The organism is Massilia sp., assembly GCF_031995545.1.
Classification (GTDB): Bacteria; Pseudomonadota; Gammaproteobacteria; order Burkholderiales; family Burkholderiaceae_D; genus Telluria.
Window position 1 is genome coordinate 111,831 of the sequence record NZ_DAMAGA010000005.1, and the last position, 20,130, is coordinate 131,960.

A 20,130-nucleotide genomic window follows, 5' to 3' on the forward strand; every position below is an offset into this window, starting at 1 on the left:
GCGGATTTAGATGATGGATTTTTTCGGAATCGAGAACGGAACTACGGCGCCGATGCGCGGCAGCGATCCGGGCAAACCGACAACTGATGCGGCAGGCTTGCTAGCACTTGATGCACCGTAGGTATTCGTAACCGTTGCGCCGCCCGGGAGCTTGCCTGTGATATTGGCGGCGGCCGCCCGTCCGATTGGTGCCAGCAATGCTTGTGCGCCGCCTTGTTGCAGCGATTGCGTCGTGCTGACCGCTTTCTCTGCAGCGTGTGCAATCGCGCCAGCTTTGCCAGCTGCGCCGTTGAGGCTGCCTGCTGCAGCTTTGACGCCGGCGAGTAGTCCGGAATTCTGAGTTCCCGGAACCTGTGTTCGGGCAGCCATTGCCGCCGCGTCGACACCAGCCTCGGGCAGCGCTACGCTCGGCCATTCGGCCCCCTGCCCGAAGTAGCTGTCTTCATCCCATGGGTCGCGCGGGTCCTTGCCGTAGCTGACCGTGGCCATCCCCATCGGCAGGCCGGCGACACTGGCAAACCCATCATCGTCAAGCGTCCCTTGGTGAACGCCGCCTTCGGCGTCGATAACGGTATAGTCGCCTTGCCGGATGCCTTGCTTCTTATTGCCTTCCTGGTTCACGTACTGGTGATACAAGTTGAGCTGTCCCGGAGGCAGCTGTACGGTCTGCGGCAAGCTTGGCGTGCCTTCGCTCTTTCCAGGATCGAAGTGGTGTTTTGCCGCATGCTGGCGCCAGGTGCCTTTGGTGCCATGGACGATCCCCGACGCATTCCAGCGGCTAAAGCTGGTCCCGCCGTTGATTACCACTTCTTCCTTCGCCGTGATCGTGATCCGGTTGGCGGTATGGGTGATGTTGAGCTTGGCAAGGATGTTGACGCTGTCCTTCAAGGCGGTGATGTCGATGTCGGCGCTGGCCGCCACCAGTTTCATGCCGGCCTTGTAGGCAAACATGCGTACCGCTTCCTTGACGCTGACGAGCAGGCTCTTGCCCGCGCTCAGGCTGGCATGGCCGCCGCTGGTCAGGGCGGTGTGCTCCACGCTCATCAGGTGCGTGGAGCCCTGCGTGCTGGCTTCGATACCGGCAGGGCTGGCCAAGGTCAGGTGGGGTGCTTTGAATTCCGGGAATTCGCCTTGCGCAGCCTGGCCTGCCTGGCCTTTGATGGCGTCGACCTGCGCCTGCAGCGCGGCGACCACCTGATCCTGGTCGCCTGCCTGGTGCGCCTGTGCCTGTTGCGCGGCCTGCGACAGGCTGTCGTGCAACTCCTGGCCCTGTGCCATGCGATCCAGCGTATCCGCCATGTCGGTGATGTGGGCGCGCGCGTTCGGCCGTCCTTCGGTGCTGATCAGCAGCCCCTGCTGCGCGCGCAGCGCGCCGTGGCCGTCGCTGCGCAGCTCGAAACCCTGGCCGCGCGCACCCTTGCGTCCGGCATTGTCGTCGATGCGGTTGATATGACCGAGGCTGAGCTGGCTGGCAAGATGGTCGCTCTTGAGCTGCGCCTGGATCTGCCCCTGTGTGTCATCCAGCACCAAGTGGTTGCTGCGCCCGCCTGGCGTATTGCCGCCCCCGGTCGTCAGCTCGCGGCTCCTGAGCCCCATCAGCGCACGCTGTTCTGGCAGCTTCCACGGCGGCATGTAGCTCTGGTTGTAGACCGAGCCGGTGACGATCGGATGGTCGGGATTGCCATCAAGCCACTGCACGATCACTTCCGATCCTACCCGCGGATGGCTGGTCAAACCTTTCTCGCCGCCGGCCCAGTTGCTGCTTACCCGTACCCAGCAGCTACTGCTTTCGTCACGGTCCCAGTGAAACCTGACCTGGATGCGCCCGTACTGGTCCACGTTCAGGCTGCCTTGGCCTTCGGCGCCGACCACGACGGCGGTCTGCACGGCCAGCAATCTGGTGTCGGTGCTGTTGAAGCCGCGCCCCGGACGCCAGGGCAGGGACTTGCTCTGGCACAGCAGGCGGTTCTTGTACTCTGCTACCGCGCCCTTGCCTTGCAGGTAGTTGTTGCTGGCTTCGTGATGCACTTCCAGAACCAGGAATTCGCTGTGTGCGCTTTCGCTGAAATGCTCGAGCAGCGTGAACCACCTGCCCGCCGCAACCCGCCTGTTGTTGCCCTTGGCTTCGACGATCTTGCCGCGCGCTTCGATCTCTTCCATGCGCAGGCGTGCCAGCTGGTCGGCACCGGACTGGTGCTTGAAGCCGTAATGGCCTTCATATCTGTGCACTTCCAGCTGCGGAATATCGCCTTGCTCGCTGACGGTGACGATGTCCGCGTGGATCGGACGTGGATTCTTGAAGTCGAAGCCGCTCACTGCGGCCGTTCCGGACGCCCACTGGCGCAATGGACTCCATTCGCCGATCGCATCCACTTCGGCGGAGCCGCCTGCGCGCTGGAAACGAACGCTGGGCGACGCCCCGTCGATTGGCGCCGCGGTGCGCGTATCGTCGCAGACCACCAGCATGTGACCGTCGTCGGTGTGCTCGTACCAGTAGCTGTAACCCGCGGCTTCCCAGCGCCGGCACAGGTAGTTGTGGTCGGTCTCGTCCCACTGCGTAGCCATCGTGAACTGTCGCTGTTCGCCGGAGACTTTCCATTCCCACGCAGGCAGGCTGTCGTAGCCGGCGAAGATGGTCTCCGTCTGTTGGCTCAGGCTTTGCGCATGGAACAAGCGGTTGTTCTGGCGCAGGCGCGTGTACGCCAGCCATGGTTTCAAGACGGCTTCATAGAACACCAGGCCGCCGTCTGTCTTGACCAGCTTGAACGAAGCAATATAACCGGTGAATGGACGAAGGCTGCCGTCGTGCTGCACCAGCGATACGCACAGCAGCTTGCCGTGCATTGACTCGAGCTCGACCCCGGCATCGTCGCTTAGCAACTCCACCTTGAACTCGAAGTCGCGTGAGAGGTATTCCGTGCCTTCGAACCGGTTCACCATCAGCGTGGCTTGCGGGCCGTCGTCTCTTGGAAACGACAAACGCAACAGGCGAGTGCTCTGGTGCACATCCAGCAGTGCTTGCAGGTCAGTCATCGTTTTGCTCACCAGTCGAGCTGCGCGTGGTTGAAATGCCGGACGCTCGAAGTCGCTATCCGAGCGCGTCTGAAGTTGCGACGAACTTCTTGACTGTAGTCATCAAGTTGCGATTGGCCACTGAGAAACCGCAAGCCCAACTCGGGCGCTTGGAAGAGTGTCCTCGGGTGTATCTTTTCTGCGAACTGCCGAGAATGCGTGGTTGGAAATGCGTGGCAATAGCGCAGCAGCAGAGTGCTGGCGCACGCACATCACTAGTACGGCACGGTTGGGAGAAGAGAGACTGCTGCGAGAAAAACAAAAAAGGCGTCACGATTTCTCATGACGCCTTCATTGCTGCAACAAATTCGTGGTAGGCCGTGCGGGATTCGAACCTGCGACCAACGGATTAAAAGTCCGCTGCTCTACCAGCTGAGCTAACGACCCGAAAGAGGCAGCATTATAGCCGGCGATTTCGATTTGCGCCAGAGGAACTTTGGCAAACCTTTCAAGACAGCGCCGACGTCACCTTCAGCACCTCGTCCGCCGTGGTCACGCCTTCCACCACCTTCATGGCGCCGGCGATGCGCAGCGGCTTCATCCCATCGGCCACGCTCTGACGTCGCAGCGCCTGGATATCGCCGGACTCGCGCAGCAGCCGCCCGAACCCGTCGCTCACCGTCAGCAGCTCATAAATCCCGGTCCGTCCGCGATAGCCGGTCTGGCGGCACTCGGGACACCCCACCGGGCGATACACGGTCGCAGGCTTGTCGATCTTCCACGCCCCGCCAATGCTCTGCCACACCTCATCGCTCAGTTCGCCACCCGGCTCCTTGCACGCAGGGCAGAGCGTGCGCACCAGCCGCTGCGCCATCACGCCGATGAGCGTCGCCTCGAGCAGGTAATCCGGCACACCGAGCTCGATCAGGCGCACCACGGCCGCCGGCGCATCGTTGGTATGCAGCGTCGAAAACACCAGGTGCCCAGTCAGCGCCGCCTGGATCGCCATCTCGGCCGTCTCCAGATCGCGGATCTCGCCGACCATGATGATGTCCGGATCCTGGCGCATCAGCGAGCGCACGCCGTCGGCGAATGACAGGTCGATTCCCGGCTGCACCTGCATCTGGTTGAACGAGGCTTCAACCATCTCGATCGGATCTTCCACCGTACACACATTGACTTCGCTGGTCGCCAGCGCCTTGAGCGTGGTGTACAGGGTGGTGGTCTTGCCGGAGCCGGTCGGCCCGGTCACCAGGATGATGCCATGCGGGCGCTGGGTCAGCGCATCCCAGCGCTGCGCCTCGATCGGTGGGAAGCCGAGCTCCGGCAGCGTCTTGACCACGACATCGGGATCGAAAATACGCATTACCAGCTTTTCGCCGAACGCGGTCGGCATGGTCGACAAACGCAGCTCGACTTCCTGTCCATTGCCGGTGCGCGTCTTGATGCGGCCATCCTGCGGCCGGCGCTTCTCGATCACGTCCATCCGTCCCAGCAGCTTGATGCGCGCCGTCATCGCGATCATCACCACCGCCGGCACCTGGTACACCTGGTGCAGCACGCCGTCGATACGGAAGCGGATGACCGCGAAGTCGCGCTTCGGTTCCAGGTGGATGTCGGAGGCGCGCTGCTCGAACGCGTAACTCCACAGCCAGTCGACGATGTTGACGATGTGCTGGTCGTTGGCGTCGAACTGTTTATTCGATTTGCCGAGCTCGACCAGCTGCTCGAAGTTGTTGCGCATCGCCACGTCCTGGCCGCTGTTGCGGTTGGCGTCGCGGATCGACTTGGCCAGGGCGAAGAATTGCGAGATGTACTGGGCGATGTCAAGTGGATTGGCCAGCACCAGTTCGATGCGGCGGCGCGAGACCTTGGCGATCTCGGCTTCCCATTCGGTCAGGGCCGGATCGGCGGTCGCCACCACTAGCGTAGTGGCGTTGATCTCGATCGGCAGGATGTTGAAACGCGCCGCGTAGCCGGCCGACATCACGTCCGCCACCCGGGTGAAGTCGATCTTGAGCGGATCGATGCGCATGAAGGGCAGGCCGACCTTGGCGGCGCACCATTCGGTCAGCACGTCCAGCGTCAGCAGCCGGTGCGGCGGCAGGTTCGACACCAGCTTGCACTGCGCCACCGCGGTGAGCGGATGCATGATGCCGGGCGCATTCTTGAGGATGCCCTGGGCCTGGGCGAAATGGGCCTTGACGCTGTCCTTGGTGACGATCCCGTCGGCCAGCAGCCACGAGAAAATCGATTGCAGGTCGAGTTTGCGGAGACTGGCTGGCTTGTGCGGGGCGTTCACGGTGGCCTTATCAGGTAATCAGTCGGTGGCGAACAATCCCTTGACCCAGGATTTGGCCGGCAGCTTGGTCTCGGCCACGATCTGCGCCGCGCGCGCGGCCAGTTGTTCCTTGTCGAGCACTGGCCGGTTCTTGAAGCACAGCGCCACCACGTTACCGTCGTGCACCTCCGGCAGGCAGATCACGTGGCCGAAGGCGAATTTCATGGCCTTCAGGTTCTTGGCGAAGCTCGGGTGGTCGCCGAACAGGTTGACGGTCATGATGCCGTTCTCCGTCAGGCAATTGGCGCACGCCTGGTAGAACTCCGGCGTGTCCAGCACCGGGCCGCGCGCGGTGGCGTCGTACAGGTCGCATTGCAGCACGTCGAACGCCTCATGGTTGGCCGGATCCTCGACGAAGTCGAGCGCATCCATTTCCAGCACCTGCAGGCGCTCGTCCTGCGGCGGCAGCTTGAACATCGAGTTGCAGATCGCGATCACCGACTCGTTCAGCTCGACCGCAGTCACGGTCGCTTCGGGGAACTGGCGATAGCAGAACTTGGTCAGCGTCGCCGTGCCCAGCCCCAGTTGCGCGATGGCGCGCGGATTGTCGAGGAACAGCATCCAGGCCATCATCTGCTGCGCATACTCGAGCTCAGGCCAGTCGGGTTTGCGGATGCGCATGGCGCCCTGCACCCATTCGGTGCCGAAGTGGAGGTAACGGACGCCGTCCTGTTCGGACAGGGTAACGGGGGCGAATTTGGGCTTGCGGGCGGGACGGCGCGAGGACTCGGCCAGTTCGATGGATTTGCGTTTGATGAGCATAGGACAGCCTGATGGAATCGCCCTATTATCGGGGCGCTAGTTCCCGTAGCGCAAGCACGCATGAAACAGAACGCAAAACGCGGGAACGCAAAACGACAACGCGGCCGAGGCGTCGCCGCCCGGCCGCGCTGCTTGCAACTATTTCAAAGAAGCTCAGTACTGGCTATAGGCCTGGCTGGCCGTATCGACCGGCTGCACCGAGACGCGCAGGCGCACGCGGTTGCCTGGATCGCTGTTCATCAGCGAGGTATAGGTCTGGCCGCGGTATTCATAGGTCACGTTGTAGCCGGCGGTACGCTGCTCGATCGCTTCCACGGTGCGGCACTGGCGCACGGCTTGCTCCTGCACGGTGCTCGGCTGGCCGTTACGGTTGTCGACGCGGTCGCCGACCATGGCACCGGCGATCGCACCGGCCGCAGTGGCTGCCACGCGGCCATTGCCGCTGCCGATCTGGTTACCCAGCAGGGCGCCGGCGATACCGCCGACGATGCCGCCGCCGGCGCTGCGTTCCTGTTGCACCGGCACTTGCACGTAGTCGGTACGGCATTCCTGGCGCGGGGTGCGCACTTGCTCGACGCGCGGCTCGACGCGCACCACGCGGCCGAAGTCTTCGAAATCGGCAGCCTGCGCCAGCGGCAGGGCGGCAATGCCAAGGGCCGCGACGATGAATTTGGCTTGGATGTTCATGGTGTCCTCGTAGGTGGTGCGGCCAGCGAGCCGCGAATTCTTTTTCAGGCCTTCATGGTAATCCTTTCGCTGAAAACCGTTCGAATCCGCGTGGCAACAAAATGTAACAGCGATATAGGGTCGTTACGAGTCGCGCCAGAATGAGACAAGGCAATCCAAGCTGACTTTGTGTGACAGTCTCTCCTACCATTTCTTACAAATGGGTATGTGAAACTCACATTTGGGTTGCTTCCAATACCACAAAACGTTACCCTTACACAAATCATGGATTTATTGGCGTATAGCAACGACAGCGGGGGAAGCAACAGCGGCGTCATCGGGCGCCGCGACGGGTGGCGCTTCGGCGCGGGTCTGACAGGTCAACTTGAGGAAAAAATGAGTTTGTTGATGAGGGTGGCGCCAAATCTTGTGCAAGCAATCCGCGCGTTTCGCGTTGACGATCTGCAACAGGAGGCCGGGAAACTGGGCCATCACTTCTTGTATGCGCATTGCGCCAATACGCTGACCAAGCAGCAAGTGTGCGCGCGCATCGGCGAGAACTTCCACTTTCCCAAGCCTTGCAGCAAGAATTTCGATGCGCTGCGTAAGTGTCTGACCGAAACCATCCATGAAGCCGGACCACAGCCGGGCTTCCTTGTTGTGCTCGAACAACTACCTAGCGCCCAGAAATTCGACAAGGAAGCGCGCGAAAACCTGCTTGACGTGTTCCGCGACGCGGCCGAATTCTGGGCCGAAAAGAAGGTCCCGTTCCGCGTGTTCTACTCGTTCGCCACGGTCCTGCAGACCGACGTCCAGCCCGGCTGAAGCGGGCTGAAGCCCTGCTAGTACCTCGGTAAAACCCGGCCCAAGGGCCGCGGTTGGCCGGCGGCGATACGGTACAATGTCGGCCATGAAAAACATCGTGATCCTCATTTCCGGCCGCGGCAGCAATATGGAAGCGGTCGTGCGCGCGGCCGAAAGCCAGCAATGGCCGGCGCGTATTGCAGCGGTGATCAGCAACAAACCCGAAGCCGGCGGCCTGGCATTTGCCCAGGCGCGCGGGATTCCCACCGCCGTGGTCTCGAACAAGGATTACGCCACCCGCGCCGAATTCGACGACAAACTGCAGGAAACCATCGACGGCTTCGCGCCCGACCTGGTGGTACTGGCTGGCTTCATGCGGATTCTCACCGCGCCGTTCGTCGAGCATTACGCCGGGCGCATGCTGAACATCCACCCGTCCCTGCTGCCGCTGTTCCCGGGGCTGGGCACGCACCAGCAGGCGATCGATGCCGGCGTGACGGAGCACGGCGCCACCGTGCACTTCGTCACCGCCGAACTCGACCATGGTCCGGCGGTGCTGCAAGCCCGGGTGCCAGTCTTGCCGGGCGATACCGAAGACAGCTTGTCAGCACGCGTGCTGGTCGAGGAACACAAGATTTACCCACGGGCGGTGCAGCTGTTCGTGGAAGGGCGCCTGAGCATCGAAGACGGCGCCGTACGCATTCTCGATCGTGCTCACACCGAGCAGACGACCGACACCATCAGTATTTAATCAAGGATTTACATGAGATTGCCTCCAGCGATCGTCACCAAGACCGAAGAAGTCTTGCGTGACATTCTGCGCTTTACCGCTCCCGCCGACGTCACCCTGTCGCGCTTCTTCAAGGACAACCCGCGTTTTGGCGGCCGCGAGCGCGGCGTCATCGCCGAGGCGGTCTACTCCGTCCTGCGCAATAAATCGTTCTTCACCGATTTCGCCAGCGGCGGCAACACCCCGTCGATGCGCCGCCTGGCACTGCTGGGCCTGGCCGAAACGGCCGGCATCGATTCGATCGGCGGCCTGACCGAAGACGAAACCCATTTCCTGACCCGCATCCAGGAAGTCGACCGCAACCTGCTGCCGGCGCCGATCCGCGCCAACCTGCCGCAATGGCTGCTGGACAAGCTGGTGAACCAGTTCGGCGAAGCCGAAGCACTGGAACTGGCCGCCGTGCTGAACACCCCGGCGCCGCTCGACCTGCGCGTCAATTCGATCAAGGCCGAGCGCGACGAGGTGATCGCCAAGCTGGCCGAAGCGCCGATCGCGGCCGAGCCGATGGCCTATGCGCCGCTGGGTCTGCGCGTGTTCAAGAAGCCTGCGCTGCAGAACCTGCCGCTGTTCAAGGAAGGCGCGATCGAGGTGCAGGACGAGGGCAGCCAGGTGCTGTCGCAGATCGTCGGCGCCCGTCGCGGCGAGATGGTGGTCGACTTCTGCGCCGGCGCCGGCGGCAAGACGCTGGCCCTGGGCGCCTCGATGCGCAACACCGGCCGCCTGTACGCCTTCGACGTATCTGAGAAGCGCCTGACCAAGCTCAAACCGCGCATGGCGCGCAGCGGTCTGTCGAACATCCACCCTGTGCTGATCGCGCACGAGCGCGACGCCAAGGTAAAACGTCTGGCCGGCAAGATCGACCGCGTGCTGGTCGATGCGCCATGCTCGGGTCTGGGCACGCTGCGCCGCAATCCGGACGTCAAGTGGCGCCAGCAGCCGGGCGCCGTGGCCGAGATGCAAGAGAAGCAGGCCTCGATCCTGGATGGCGCCTCGCGCCTGGTGAAGGGCGGCGGCCGTCTGGTGTACGCCACCTGCAGCCTGCTGAACGAAGAAAACGACTTTATCGTCGAGCAATTCCTGGAAAGCCATCCGGACTTCGAACTGGTGCCGATGAACAAAGTGCTGGCCGAACAGAAGATTCCGCTCGAAATGGACAAGTACCTGAAACTGCTGCCGCACAAGCACCAGACCGACGGCTTCTTCGCCGCGGTGCTGGAGCGCAAGGCCGTGGTCAAGGCGCCGAAGGCAGCCCCTGCGGCTGAAGCCGAAGGCGACGACGCCGAATAAGGGACCAGGTAAGGAATCCGGATGCCGCTGTCAGACCTGCTGGGCGACCTGCTCGCCGACTTCCGCAATCCCGCCATCCTGTGGCAGGCCCTCGCCATCGTCGCCTGCGTGGCGGTGGGCTGGGGGCTGGCGCGGCTGATCCACGGTTCGCTGCTCAAGGACCGCGGCCAGCAGGGCGGCCTGCTCAGCGTCGGCCTGGGCAGCTTCAGCCGCGTGCTGGGGCCGCTCCTGATCGTGGGCCTGCTGGCGCTGGCCAAGACCATCATGGAGCGCTATTACAGCGTGCACCTGTTGCGGGTGGCATTGCCACTGTTCATGTCGCTGGCGGTGATCCGCACCTTCTTCTACCTGCTGCGGCGCGCCTTCTCCCGTCGCGGCCAGCTGGGCGCTGCGCTGCAGACCTTCGAGCGTGTGTTCGCTTTCGTGGCCTGGATCATCGTCGCGCTGCACCTGACCGGCGTGCTGCCGGACGTGATCCATGCGCTCGAGCGCACCGTGCTGCCGATCGGCAAGAACAAGGTCTCGATCGCCGACCTGCTGCAGGGCGCGATCTCGATCGTGGTGCTGATGATGCTGGCGCTGTGGGCCGGCGCCGCGCTGGAAGAACGCCTGATGGGCTTCGAGCGCATGCACAGTTCGCTGCGGGTGGCGATGGCGCGCGTCGGGCGCGCGGCGCTGATCCTGATCGCGCTGCTGTTCAGCCTGTCGCTGGCGGGCCTCGATCTGACGGTGTTGTCGGTGTTCGGCGGCGCGCTTGGCGTCGGCCTTGGTCTGGGCATGCAGCGTATTGCCAGTAACTATGTGTCCGGTTTCATCATCCTGTTCGAGCGCAGCCTGTCGATCGGCGATCCGATCACGCTCGACAAATACTCCGGCAAAGTGGCGCGCATCAACACCCGCTACACGGTACTGCGCAGCGCCGACGGCACCCAGACCCTGCTGCCGAACGAAATGCTGATCACCGGTGTGGTGCTGAATCAATCGGGTACCAACCGCAACGTGCGCGCGATCACCAAACTGGTCGTATCGTACGACAGCGATCTGTCGGTCGTGATGCCGCTGCTGGAAGAATTGCCGAAGGACGTGGCGCGGGTGCTGGAAACGCCGGCGCCGAACGTGCTGCTCAACGCCTTCGCCGCCGACGGCTACGAACTCGAGGTCGGGTTCTGGCTGGGCGACCCGGAAAACGGGCAGGGCGGGCCTATCTCCGAAGTCAACCGCAAGATCTACGCGCTGGTGCAGGCCGGCACGATCAAGCTCGGCCATCCGTCGATGGATACGCGCCTGCTCGACGCCCATATCACCTCGGTCGTGGCGCGCACGCCGCACGCCGAAGATCAAACAAGCGCAGACTTGCGCAAATAATGCGTCCGGCACGCACGTGCCTACATCTGCACTACAAAACTTGCGTGCCGCGTGTCAGTAGAACCGCGTAAAATGCCCGGGTTATGCACGTGCAGTCGCGGTGGTTGCACGTCATACAAGACCCCTTTGGAGACTGAATGAATTTCTTTAACGACGCCTGGCACGCTGTGCTGTCGTTCCTGTCGACCGGCCTGCTAGACTTTTCGGCATGGGAAGTCGTGCTGTACACGCTGGTGGTGACCCACATCACGATCGCCAGCGTGACGATCTATCTGCACCGTCACCAGGCGCACCGTGCGCTCGACCTGCATGCGATCCCGAGCCACTTCTTCCGCTTCTGGCTGTGGCTGACCACTGGCCAGGTGACCAAGGAATGGGCGTCGATCCACCGCAAGCACCACGCCAAGTGCGATACCGAAGAAGATCCGCACAGCCCGCAGACGCGCGGCATCCGCAAGGTGCTGCTCGAAGGCGCCGAGCTGTACCGTATCGAGAGCAAGAATAAAGAGACCATGGAGAAGTATGGCCATGGCACGCCGGACGACTGGATCGAGCGTAATGTGTACACCAAGCACAGCGCGGCCGGCGTGGTGGCACTGCTGTTCATCAACGTCGCCCTGTTCGGCGTACTCGGCCTGACCGTGTGGGCGATCCAGATGATGTGGATCCCGATCACCGCGGCCGGCATCATCAATGGCCTGGGCCACTGGTGGGGTTACCGCAACTACGATTGCAACGATGCCGCCACCAATATCTTCCCGTGGGGCATCCTGATCGGCGGCGAAGAGCTGCACAACAACCACCACACCCACGCCACCTCGGCCAAGCTGTCGAGCAAGTGGTACGAGTTCGACCTGGGCTGGGGCTATATCCGCACCCTGGAAATCCTGGGTCTGGCCAAGGTGAAGAAAGTGGCGCCGAAGCCGAAGCTGGACAAGAACAAGGCGCAGGCCGACTTCGACACGCTGCAGTCGGTGATCGCGAACCGCTACGATGTGATGGCCAAGTACGCCAAGTCGGTGCGCCATGCCTTCCGCGAGGAATTCGAGCACCTGAAACACAAGGCTGAGCTGGAAGCGCGCTTCCTGAAGAGCTCGCGCAAGCTGATGCAGCGCGAGCCGGGCAAGCTGGAGCTGTCGCAGAAGCAGCAGCTGGTCGAGCTGTTCCAGCACAGCAAAGCGCTGGAAACGATGCATCAGATGCGCGTCGAGCTGGGCGCGATCTGGGAACGTTCGCACTCGACCCGCGATCAGTTGCTGCATCAGCTGCAGGACTGGTGCAACCGGGCGGAAGCGTCGGGGATCAAGGCGCTGCAGGAGTTTTCGTTCAGGCTGCGTAGTTACGCCTGATTCGGCGGCTTGATTGTCAAACGGCTCCTTCGGGAGCCGTTTTTTATTGGACTACGGTCCCACGTAGGGTTGGCGGCTTTGCCGCCGACGCGGTGATCGCTACCGGCTCCGATGTCGTGCTTGATGATCGTGCTTTTAACTATCACCGCGTCGGCGGCGGAGCGCGGGGCCGCCTAGGCCAACCCTACGATAATTCTGTCCAAAATAAAAAAGCCGCCAGGCTTGCGCCGGCGGCTTTTTCAAAGAACCGAGGATCAATTACTTGATCTTGGTTTCTTTGTAGATCACGTGCTTACGTGCTTTCGGGTCGAATTTGGTGATTTCCATCTTCGCCGGCATCGTGCGCTTGTTCTTGGTGGTGGTGTAGAAGTGACCGGTACCTGCGGTCGATTCCAGCTTGATTTTGTCGCGGCCAGTTTTTGCCATGATAGCTCCCTAATTAAACTTTTTCGCCACGGGCACGCATGTCGGCCAGCACGGCGTCGATGCCGAGCTTGTCGATCACGCGCAGGCCGGCGTTCGACAGACGCAGCGAAACCCAACGGTTTTCGGATTCGACGTAGATACGGCGATTCTGCAGGTTAGGCAGGAAACGACGCTTCGTTTTGTTGTTAGCGTGGGAGACGTTGTTACCAACCATCACACCCTTGCCGGTTACTTGGCAAACACGTGCCATAGCGCACTCCTTAAATATGTTCCAGACTTGGAAAAAAGAGAGTATAGCGTGAAAAACGAAGCGGAATCAATCACTTGCGAAAAACAATGGTGTCTTTTCGGACTAGTAAAATTTAACAATTCCTGTCGAGTGTCGTAACTCGCTGTTTACGTTGTGTAATTTCGTGCAAATGTCCATACCACCATGCTGTCGCCTGTAGCGTCTGGTGCAGCATCCGCGTCACAACTGCCCACTCTCGGCAAAGGAATGCACCTGCGTACCCGCCACCACGAAGTGATCCAGCACCCGTACGTCCACCAGCGACAGCGCCTGCACCAGGCTCGATGTCAGGCGCAGATCGGCCTCACTCGGCTCGGCCACGCCGGACGGATGGTTGTGCGCCAGGATTACCGCCGCCGCATTGCGCCGCAGCGCCGCCTTGACCACCTCGCGTGGATAGACACTTGTATGTGTCAAGGTACCCCTGAACATTTCCTCGCAATTGATCAGGCGATTCTTCACATCCAGGAACAGCACCATGAACGATTCATGGGTCTGCAGCGCGAACTGGCTGCGCAGAAACTGGCGCACCGCTTGCGGCGAGCACAGCGCTTCGCGGCGGAACTGTTCGGCCACTGCGCGCCGCGCCAGCTCGAGCGCCGCCTGCAGTTGCGCGTACTTGGCCGGACCGAGCCCGTGCAAGGTACCGAATTCGTTGGAGTCGGCATGCAGCAGCCGGTGCAGCGATCCGAAGTGGCTAAGGGCGTCGCCCGCCAGCGTCACCGCGCTTTTGCCGGCCACGCCGACGCGCAGGAAGATCGCCAGCAGTTCGGTATCGGACAGGGCGCCGGCGCCGTCGCGCAGCAGCCGCTCGCGCGGGCGATCCTGTTCCGGCCAATCGCAAATTCCCATAGTTGATCCTTCGCCAAAAAAAGAGGCACCGAAAAGCACTACCGGGGGCGCAAGGCGCGCGCGTGGCTTACAATAGCGGTTTGCCTGATCAGGTATCCCTGTCACCACAAAGAACATGTCCATCGCACCAGCCGTCGTCACCGAATCGTCGTATCTGACTCTGCATTACCGTCTGGCAGTTGCCGGCGGCGCAGATATCGTCACCACCTTCAATGGCACGCCAGCAACGCTGCTGCTGGGCCAGGGCCAGCTGGCGCCGTTCCTGGAGCAACGCCTGATCGGCCTGCCGGAAGGTACGCACCAGACGTTCGAGCTGAATGCGGGCGAAGGCTTCGGCGACCGTAATCCGGACCTGATCCAGTCGGTGTCGAAGGCCACGCTGGAAGAGAACTCGGTGCCGGGCACCGATTACACGGTGGGCGAAGTGGTCGAGTTCAACGCGCCGAAAGGCGGACGCTTCGCCGGCGTGCTGCTCGAGATGCGCGACACCACGGCCCTGTTCGACTTCAACCACCCGCTGGCCGGCCAGCCGCTGCAATTCGAAGTGAAACTGATTTCGGTCCTGTAACACCGGACACCAGGAAAACAAATGGAAAATGAAATTCTGCTAGCCCAGCCGCGCGGTTTTTGCGCCGGCGTGGACCGTGCCATCGAGATCGTCGAGCGCGCCCTGCGGCAATTTGGCGCCCCGATCTATGTTCGTCACGAAATCGTGCACAACGCCTATGTGGTCGATGACCTGCGCAACAAGGGCGCGATCTTTATCGAAGAGCTGGAAGACGTCCCGCCCGGCAATACGCTGGTGTTCTCGGCCCACGGCGTCTCGAAAGCCGTGCGCGCCGACGCCGAAGCGCGCGGCCTGACCATTTTCGATGCCACCTGCCCGCTGGTGACCAAGGTCCACGTGGAAGTGGCCAAGATGCGCAAGCAGGGCGCCGAGATCATCATGATCGGCCACGACGGCCACCCGGAAGTCGAAGGCACCATGGGCCAGGCCGAAGAGGGCATGCACCTGGTCGAGACGGTCGAGGACGTGCAGAAACTGCAGGTGCGCAACCCGGACCTGCTGGCCTACGTGTCGCAGACCACCCTGTCGGTCGACGATACCGCCGAGATCATCGAAGCGCTGAAGGTCCGCTTCCCGAACATCATCGAGCCGAAGAAGGGCGACATCTGCTACGCCACCACCAACCGCCAGGAAGCCGTGAAATTCCTGGCGCCGCAGGTCGAAGTCGTGGTCGTAGTCGGCAGCCCGAACAGCTCGAATTCGAACCGCCTGCGTGAGGTGGCCGACAAGATGGGCACGCCGGCCTATATGGTCGATAACGCGAGCAAGATCGATCCGGCCTGGATCGCCGGCAAGAAACGCATCGGCGTTACCGCCGGCGCCTCGGCCCCGGAAGTGCTGGTGCAGGCCGTGATCGATCGCCTCAAGGAACTCGGTGCTGCCAGCGTGCGCGCGCTGGAAGGCGTCGAAGAGCATGTCACCTTCCCGCTGCCGAAAGGCCTGGACGGCATTCGTCATGATGCCAAGACGGATAGCGCGGAGCCGGCGGCCGGAACATTATTTGCCGTTGCCCCGGAAAACGAAAATACCCCCGCGCGTTGATTAACCGTTGTTAGTTTTCCAAAAGCCAAGCTATGATTGCGACGCTCGGAAATATGTCATGCCGGTGGTGAACACACCGCCCGGCTAATCGCAGATCACGGTACACACCATGAACGGCACTTCGAGATTCTCGATGTGCCGTTTTTTGTTGTCGGTCCACGCAGGCGGAAAACGATGGAAACTTTTCTCCAACAATTACTTAATGGCCTGGTGCTGGGCAGCATGTATGCCCTGGTCGCGCTCGGCTACACGATGGTGTATGGCGTCCTCAACCTGATTAATTTCGCCCACGGCGACGTGCTGATGATCGGCGCCATGATCGGTCTCACCATCCTGCAATTGCTCGACAGCGCTTTCCCTGGCTTGCCCGGCTATGTCCAGCTGGCCGTGGCGATCATCGGCGCCATTCCCGTCACCATGCTGGTCAATATCCTGATCGAACGCGTGGCCTACCGCCGCCTGCGCAACGCGCCGCGCCTGGCGCCATTGATCACGGCGATCGGCATCTCGATCCTGCTGCAGACCTTTGCCATGATGATCTGGGGCCGTAGCCCGATTCCGTTCCCGCAACTGCTGTCGCCGGAACCGATCGTGATCGGCGGCGCCATGATTTCGCAGACCCAGGTGCTGCTGCTGGTGCTGGCCGCCGTCGCCATGGGCGCGCTGGTGCTGCTGGTCGAGCGCACCCGCATGGGCCGCGCGATGCGCGCAGTGGCCGAGAATCCGCGCGTGGCCGGCCTGATGGGTGTCGATGCAAACCGCGTGATCGTCGCCACCTTCGCCATCGGCGCCGCGCTGGCGGCCGTGGCCGGTGTGATGTGGGGCGCCAATTACGCCTCGATCACGTTCACCATGGGCGTGCTGCCGGGCTTGAAAGCGTTCTGCGCCGCGGTGCTGGGCGGGATCGGCAATATCTACGGCGCCATGGTCGGTGGCCTGCTGCTGGGGATCATCGAAGCGCTCGGCGCCGGCTATCTGGGCGACCTCACCGGCGGCTTCCTCGGCAGCCATTACCAGGACATCTTCGCCTTCGTGGTGCTGATCCTGGTGCTGACCCTGCGTCCGTCCGGCATCATGGGCGAGCGCGTCGCCGACCGCGCCTGATGCGCTCGAAAGGAAACTGACATGGCTCTCCTGACCTTCGACACGCGCCACAAGCCGCGCCAGGCCTATATCAGCATGGCCGCGCTCCTGGGCGTGATGCTGGTGTTCCCGTTTTTCGCTTCCCAGTTCGGCAATTCCTGGGTGCGCATCATCGACATGGCGCTGTTGTACATCATGCTGGCGCTGGGCCTGAACATCGTGGTCGGCTTCGCCGGCCTGCTCGATCTCGGCTACATCGCTTTCTTCGCCGTCGGCGCCTACCTGGTCGGGCTGTTCTCGTCGCCCCAGTTCGCGGCGCTGCTCGAGTCGCTGATCTATTACTTGCCGGCAGTCGGCGAAGCGCTGGTGGCCTTCTTCGGTCCCGAGATCCAGCAGAACGGCATCCACCTGTCGGTGTGGGCAATCGTGCCTCTCGCCGCGCTGGTCGCCGGCCTGTGCGGTGCACTGCTGGGCGCGCCGACGCTGAAGCTGCGCGGCGACTACCTGGCCATCGTGACGCTCGGCTTCGGCGAGATCATCCGCATCTTCATGCTCAACCTGAACGACCCGATCAATTTCACCAACGGCTCGCAGGGCATCAATATGATCGACCCGATCCGCGTGTTCGGGGTGTCGCTGGCGGGCGAAGCGGGCACTAACTCCACCGTCTATATCGGCAGTTACGCGATGCCGTCGGTGAATGCCTACTATTTCCTGTTCCTTGCCTTGGTGATCGCCACCATCTTCGTCACCAGCCGCCTGCAGCATTCGCGCCTGGGCCGGGCCTGGGTGGCGATTCGCGAAGACGAGATCGCGGCCAAGGCGATGGGCATCAATACCCGCAACGTCAAGCTGCTGGCGTTCGCCATGGGCGCCTCGTTCGGCGGCGTGGCCGGCGCGATGTTCGGCGCCTTCCAGGGCTTTGTGTCTCCGGAATCGTTCTCGCTGACCGAGTCGATCGCGGTGCTGGCGATGGTGGTGCTGGGCGGTATCGGCCACATCCCGGGCGTGGTGCTGGGCGGCGTGCTGCTGGCGGCCTTGCCCGAAGTGCTGCGCCACGTGGTCGATCCGGCCCAGCAGGCGCTGTTCGGCCGCATCGTGATCGAGGCCGAAGTGCTGCGCCAGCTGCTGTACGGCCTGGCGCTGGTCCTGATCATGCTGGTGCGCCCGGCCGGATTGTGGCCGTCGCCCAACAAGGAAGAGCGCCCGAATGCGGCACTGGCGCGTGAAGACGAAGAAGCGTCGACCGCCTGAGGAACAGAACATGAGCGAACAAGTCCTCCTGAATATTTCCGGCGTCAATAAGCGCTTCGGCGGTTTGCAAGCACTGACCGACGTCGGCATCCGCATCCTGCAAGGGCAGATCTATGGCCTGATCGGGCCGAATGGCGCCGGCAAGACCACCTTCTTCAATGTCATCACCGGCCTGTACCAGCCGGACAGCGGCAGTTTCGAATTGGCCGGGAAACCGTATTCTCCGTCGGCACCGCATGCGGTAGCCAAAGCCGGCATCGCGCGCACCTTCCAGAACATCCGCCTGTTCGGCGAGATGAGCGCCTTGGAGAACGTGATGGTCGGGCGCCACGTGCGCACTAAACAGGGCGTGCTGGGCGCGATCCTGCGCCACAAGGCGGCGCGCGAGGAAGAAGCGGCGATCGCCGCGCGCGCCCAGGAGCTGCTCGACTTCGTCGGCATCGGCGGGTTCGCCCATCGCACCGCCAAGTTCCTGTCCTACGGCGACCAGCGCCGCCTGGAAATCGCGCGGGCCTTGGCGACCGAACCGCAGTTGCTGGCGCTGGATGAGCCGGCGGCCGGCATGAACGCCACCGAAAAACTGGCCCTGCGCGAGCTCCTGGTGAAAATCAAGGCGCAAGGCAAGACCGTGCTGCTGATCGAGCACGACGTCAAACTGATGATGGGCCTGTGCGACCGCATCACGGTGCTCGAGTATGGCAAGCGCATCGCCGAAGGGCTGCCGGCCGAGATCCAGAAGAACCAGGCCGTGATCGATGCTTATCTCGGAGGAGCGCACTGATGCAAGACATCATTCTGAACATCGCCGGCCTGAAGGTCGCGTATGGCGGCATCAAGGCGGTCAAGGGCGTTGACCTGACCGTCGCCAAGGGCGAACTGGTGACCCTGATCGGCGCCAACGGCGCCGGCAAGACCACCACGCTGAAGGCGATCACCGGCACCCTGCCGCCATGCAAGGTCGAAGGCGAGATCACCTATCTGGGCCAGCCGCTGCGCGGCACCGAATCGCACCGCCTGGTGCAGCAGAAGCTGGCCATGGTGCCGGAAGGGCGGGGCGTATTCACCCGCATGTCGATCCACGAAAACCTGTTGATGGGCGCTTACACACGCAACGACAAGGGCGGCATCGAGGCGGATATCGAAAAGTGGTACGCGGTGTTTCCGCGCCTGAAGGAGCGCTCGACGCAGCTGGCCGGGACCTTGTCCGGCGGCGAGCAGCAGATGCTGGCGATGGCGCGTGCCCTGATGTGCCACCCGACCCTGCTGCTGCTGGATGAGCCGTCGATGGGGCTGTCGCCGATCATGGTCGAGAAGATTTTCGAGGTGATCCGCGACGTGTCGGCGCAAGGGATCACGATCCTGCTGGTGGAGCAGAATGCCAAGCTGGCGCTGCAGGCGGCGCACCGGGGTTACGTGATGGATTCGGGGGCGATCACGATGACGGGCAATGCGCGCGATATGCTGAACGATCCGCGCGTGCAGGCGGCGTATCTGGGCGAGTGATATTCGGATGCAGTAAAGAAAAAAGGCCGGAACGCGCTTGCGTTTCCGGCCTTTTGCTTGAAGCTGAACGACTTAGGCAGCTGCAGCCGCGGTAGCAGCGCTGGCGGCGTTGGTCGCCTTGCTGGCGGTGGTCGAGAACTGCGACACCGCGGCGTTCATATTGTTTTCCATCGCTTCGACCGCCTGCTTGGTGGTCTTGCTGAACTGCTCGTAACCGGCGTTGGCGTTGCTGATCGCGGTCTTGACAGCGGCGACGAAGCTTTCCGAACCGGCCGGGGCATTCTTGCTCACTTCGTCGACCAGCGAGATCACCTTGCGGTTGGCTTCGACGATCTGGCTTTCGGCGGCTTTCGAGAATTCGGCGCCGGTGCCGGTGGCGATGGCGGCCACCTGGCGGGTGTACGACACGGCTTTTTCGGCGTTCGGCTGGGCTTGCGCGGCGGTCACCGAGAAGAATTCCTGTGGGTCCTTGGCGCCCAGCAGCTGGCGGGTGACGGCCGACGAATTTTCCAGATTGGCGCGGGCGGTGGCAATGTTCAGTTCAACCAGTTTTTCCACGCCTTCGAACGTCTTCGAGGTCAGCGACGACAGCAGAGCGAACTGCGATTCCAGGCTGGCTTTGGTGGCATTCGAAAACTGTTCAGGGATTGCAAACATGTGGCTCTCCAAAATTGTTACGTTTCATGAATGGACTATTGCTCAGGTGTGGGCAGGTTCTTGTGAAAAATCGTCGAAACT

19 protein-coding genes and 1 tRNA gene are annotated in these 20,130 nt (G+C 62.3%); 11 read left to right on the top strand and 9 right to left on the bottom strand.

The genetic code is table 11. The features are described from left to right. Positions 1-6: 6 nt before the first annotated feature. The 5 genes from RTQ83_RS06050 to RTQ83_RS06070 all read right to left on the bottom strand — a co-directional run bounded on the left by RTQ83_RS06050 (position 7) and on the right by RTQ83_RS06070 (position 6,802). On the bottom strand, positions 7-3,033 hold the full coding sequence (locus RTQ83_RS06050) for a type VI secretion system Vgr family protein (RefSeq protein ID WP_312512139.1): 3,027 nt from the start codon (positions 3,031-3,033) through the stop codon (positions 7-9). Between the two features lie 350 nt (positions 3,034-3,383). Further along, a tRNA-Lys gene (locus RTQ83_RS06055) sits at positions 3,384-3,459 on the bottom strand. Positions 3,460-3,520: 61 nt separating this feature from the next. Continuing rightward, entirely contained in the window at positions 3,521-5,314 is a 1,794-nt protein-coding gene (locus tag RTQ83_RS06060) for a GspE/PulE family protein (RefSeq protein WP_312512142.1), read from the bottom strand. Between the two features lie 18 nt (positions 5,315-5,332). Then, the gene (locus RTQ83_RS06065; protein WP_312512144.1) at positions 5,333-6,115 is read right to left on the bottom strand and encodes a spermidine synthase; all 783 of its coding nucleotides are present in this window, start codon (positions 6,113-6,115) and stop codon (positions 5,333-5,335) included. 153 nt (positions 6,116-6,268) lie between these two features. Next, positions 6,269-6,802, bottom strand: a complete 534-nt coding sequence (locus tag RTQ83_RS06070; RefSeq protein ID WP_312512147.1) for a glycine zipper 2TM domain-containing protein — start codon at positions 6,800-6,802, stop codon at positions 6,269-6,271. 264 nt (positions 6,803-7,066) lie between these two features. Between RTQ83_RS06070 and RTQ83_RS06075 the strand changes: the two genes are divergently transcribed. From RTQ83_RS06075 to RTQ83_RS06095, 5 genes are all read left to right on the top strand, one after another. Next, the gene (locus RTQ83_RS06075) at positions 7,067-7,606 is read left to right on the top strand and encodes a barstar family protein (RefSeq protein WP_312512150.1); all 540 of its coding nucleotides are present in this window, start codon (positions 7,067-7,069) and stop codon (positions 7,604-7,606) included. An 85-nt stretch (positions 7,607-7,691) separates the two neighbouring features. Next, on the top strand, positions 7,692-8,336 hold the full coding sequence (purN, locus tag RTQ83_RS06080; RefSeq protein ID WP_312512153.1) for a phosphoribosylglycinamide formyltransferase: 645 nt from the start codon (positions 7,692-7,694) through the stop codon (positions 8,334-8,336). A gap of 12 nt (positions 8,337-8,348) precedes the next feature. Beyond that, positions 8,349-9,662, top strand: coding sequence for an RsmB/NOP family class I SAM-dependent RNA methyltransferase (locus RTQ83_RS06085; protein WP_312512156.1), 1,314 nt, complete (start codon positions 8,349-8,351; stop codon positions 9,660-9,662). A gap of 21 nt (positions 9,663-9,683) precedes the next feature. After that, positions 9,684-11,027, top strand: coding sequence for a mechanosensitive ion channel domain-containing protein (locus RTQ83_RS06090; protein WP_312512158.1), 1,344 nt, complete (start codon positions 9,684-9,686; stop codon positions 11,025-11,027). Positions 11,028-11,164: 137 nt separating this feature from the next. After that, positions 11,165-12,376: a fatty acid desaturase gene (locus RTQ83_RS06095; protein ID WP_312512160.1), complete on the top strand. Its 1,212-nt coding sequence runs from the start codon at positions 11,165-11,167 to the stop codon at positions 12,374-12,376. A gap of 258 nt (positions 12,377-12,634) precedes the next feature. On the opposite strand, the gene rpmG is transcribed toward RTQ83_RS06095, so the two are convergent. The 3 genes from rpmG to radC form a co-directional block, all read right to left on the bottom strand. Further along, the gene (gene rpmG, locus RTQ83_RS06100; RefSeq protein WP_005665735.1) at positions 12,635-12,802 is read right to left on the bottom strand and encodes a 50S ribosomal protein L33; all 168 of its coding nucleotides are present in this window, start codon (positions 12,800-12,802) and stop codon (positions 12,635-12,637) included. Positions 12,803-12,815: 13 nt separating this feature from the next. After that, a complete protein-coding gene (gene rpmB, locus RTQ83_RS06105) occupies positions 12,816-13,052 on the bottom strand; it encodes a 50S ribosomal protein L28 (protein ID WP_005665737.1) in 237 nt (78 codons plus the stop codon). 219 nt (positions 13,053-13,271) lie between these two features. Beyond that, the gene (gene radC, locus RTQ83_RS06110) at positions 13,272-13,943 is read right to left on the bottom strand and encodes a RadC family protein (RefSeq protein WP_312512162.1); all 672 of its coding nucleotides are present in this window, start codon (positions 13,941-13,943) and stop codon (positions 13,272-13,274) included. A gap of 115 nt (positions 13,944-14,058) precedes the next feature. Here radC and RTQ83_RS06115 point away from each other — a divergent pair, with 115 nt between their 5' ends. The 6 genes from RTQ83_RS06115 to RTQ83_RS06140 all read left to right on the top strand — a co-directional run bounded on the left by RTQ83_RS06115 (position 14,059) and on the right by RTQ83_RS06140 (position 19,392). Next, on the top strand, positions 14,059-14,511 hold the full coding sequence (locus tag RTQ83_RS06115; RefSeq protein ID WP_312512164.1) for an FKBP-type peptidyl-prolyl cis-trans isomerase: 453 nt from the start codon (positions 14,059-14,061) through the stop codon (positions 14,509-14,511). Between the two features lie 21 nt (positions 14,512-14,532). Further along, entirely contained in the window at positions 14,533-15,552 is a 1,020-nt protein-coding gene (gene ispH / locus RTQ83_RS06120) for a 4-hydroxy-3-methylbut-2-enyl diphosphate reductase (protein ID WP_312512165.1), read from the top strand. A gap of 174 nt (positions 15,553-15,726) precedes the next feature. Beyond that, the gene (locus RTQ83_RS06125; RefSeq protein WP_312512167.1) at positions 15,727-16,656 is read left to right on the top strand and encodes a branched-chain amino acid ABC transporter permease; all 930 of its coding nucleotides are present in this window, start codon (positions 15,727-15,729) and stop codon (positions 16,654-16,656) included. A 21-nt stretch (positions 16,657-16,677) separates the two neighbouring features. After that, complete coding sequence (locus RTQ83_RS06130) at positions 16,678-17,889, top strand: ABC transporter permease subunit (protein ID WP_312512169.1); 1,212 nt, start codon at positions 16,678-16,680, stop codon at positions 17,887-17,889. 10 nt (positions 17,890-17,899) lie between these two features. Further along, positions 17,900-18,670 (top strand): ABC transporter ATP-binding protein, encoded by a 771-nt coding sequence (locus RTQ83_RS06135; RefSeq protein ID WP_312512171.1) that lies wholly within the window; start codon positions 17,900-17,902, stop codon positions 18,668-18,670. Further along, complete coding sequence (locus RTQ83_RS06140) at positions 18,670-19,392, top strand: ABC transporter ATP-binding protein (RefSeq protein ID WP_312512174.1); 723 nt, start codon at positions 18,670-18,672, stop codon at positions 19,390-19,392. The genes RTQ83_RS06135 and RTQ83_RS06140 overlap by 1 nt, the downstream gene beginning before the upstream one ends. A 72-nt stretch (positions 19,393-19,464) precedes the next feature. Here RTQ83_RS06140 and RTQ83_RS06145 read toward each other — a convergent pair whose 3' ends face one another. Beyond that, the gene (locus tag RTQ83_RS06145; protein WP_312512176.1) at positions 19,465-20,049 is read right to left on the bottom strand and encodes a phasin family protein; all 585 of its coding nucleotides are present in this window, start codon (positions 20,047-20,049) and stop codon (positions 19,465-19,467) included. Between the last annotated feature and the right edge of the window lie 81 nt (positions 20,050-20,130).

Bases quoted from the DNA above. Each gene is read 5' to 3' on its own strand.
- RTQ83_RS06050 (WP_312512139.1), bottom strand. From the start codon at position 3,033: ATGACTGACCTGCAAGCACTGCTGGATGTGCACCAGAGCACTCGCCTG.
- RTQ83_RS06065 (WP_312512144.1), bottom strand. From the start codon at position 6,115: ATGCTCATCAAACGCAAATCCATCGAACTGGCCGAGTCCTCGCGCCGT.
- RTQ83_RS06070 (WP_312512147.1), bottom strand. From the start codon at position 6,802: ATGAACATCCAAGCCAAATTCATCGTCGCGGCCCTTGGCATTGCCGCC.
- RTQ83_RS06075 (WP_312512150.1), top strand. From the start codon at position 7,067: ATGGATTTATTGGCGTATAGCAACGACAGCGGGGGAAGCAACAGCGGC.
- purN (WP_312512153.1), top strand. From the start codon at position 7,692: ATGAAAAACATCGTGATCCTCATTTCCGGCCGCGGCAGCAATATGGAA.
- RTQ83_RS06085 (WP_312512156.1), top strand. From the start codon at position 8,349: ATGAGATTGCCTCCAGCGATCGTCACCAAGACCGAAGAAGTCTTGCGT.
- RTQ83_RS06090 (WP_312512158.1), top strand. From the start codon at position 9,684: ATGCCGCTGTCAGACCTGCTGGGCGACCTGCTCGCCGACTTCCGCAAT.
- RTQ83_RS06095 (WP_312512160.1), top strand. From the start codon at position 11,165: ATGAATTTCTTTAACGACGCCTGGCACGCTGTGCTGTCGTTCCTGTCG.
- rpmG (WP_005665735.1), bottom strand. From the start codon at position 12,802: ATGGCAAAAACTGGCCGCGACAAAATCAAGCTGGAATCGACCGCAGGT.
- rpmB (WP_005665737.1), bottom strand. From the start codon at position 13,052: ATGGCACGTGTTTGCCAAGTAACCGGCAAGGGTGTGATGGTTGGTAAC.
- radC (WP_312512162.1), bottom strand. From the start codon at position 13,943: ATGGGAATTTGCGATTGGCCGGAACAGGATCGCCCGCGCGAGCGGCTG.
- RTQ83_RS06115 (WP_312512164.1), top strand. From the start codon at position 14,059: ATGTCCATCGCACCAGCCGTCGTCACCGAATCGTCGTATCTGACTCTG.
- ispH (WP_312512165.1), top strand. From the start codon at position 14,533: ATGGAAAATGAAATTCTGCTAGCCCAGCCGCGCGGTTTTTGCGCCGGC.
- RTQ83_RS06125 (WP_312512167.1), top strand. From the start codon at position 15,727: ATGGAAACTTTTCTCCAACAATTACTTAATGGCCTGGTGCTGGGCAGC.
- RTQ83_RS06130 (WP_312512169.1), top strand. From the start codon at position 16,678: ATGGCTCTCCTGACCTTCGACACGCGCCACAAGCCGCGCCAGGCCTAT.
- RTQ83_RS06135 (WP_312512171.1), top strand. From the start codon at position 17,900: ATGAGCGAACAAGTCCTCCTGAATATTTCCGGCGTCAATAAGCGCTTC.
- RTQ83_RS06140 (WP_312512174.1), top strand. From the start codon at position 18,670: ATGCAAGACATCATTCTGAACATCGCCGGCCTGAAGGTCGCGTATGGC.
- RTQ83_RS06145 (WP_312512176.1), bottom strand. From the start codon at position 20,049: ATGTTTGCAATCCCTGAACAGTTTTCGAATGCCACCAAAGCCAGCCTG.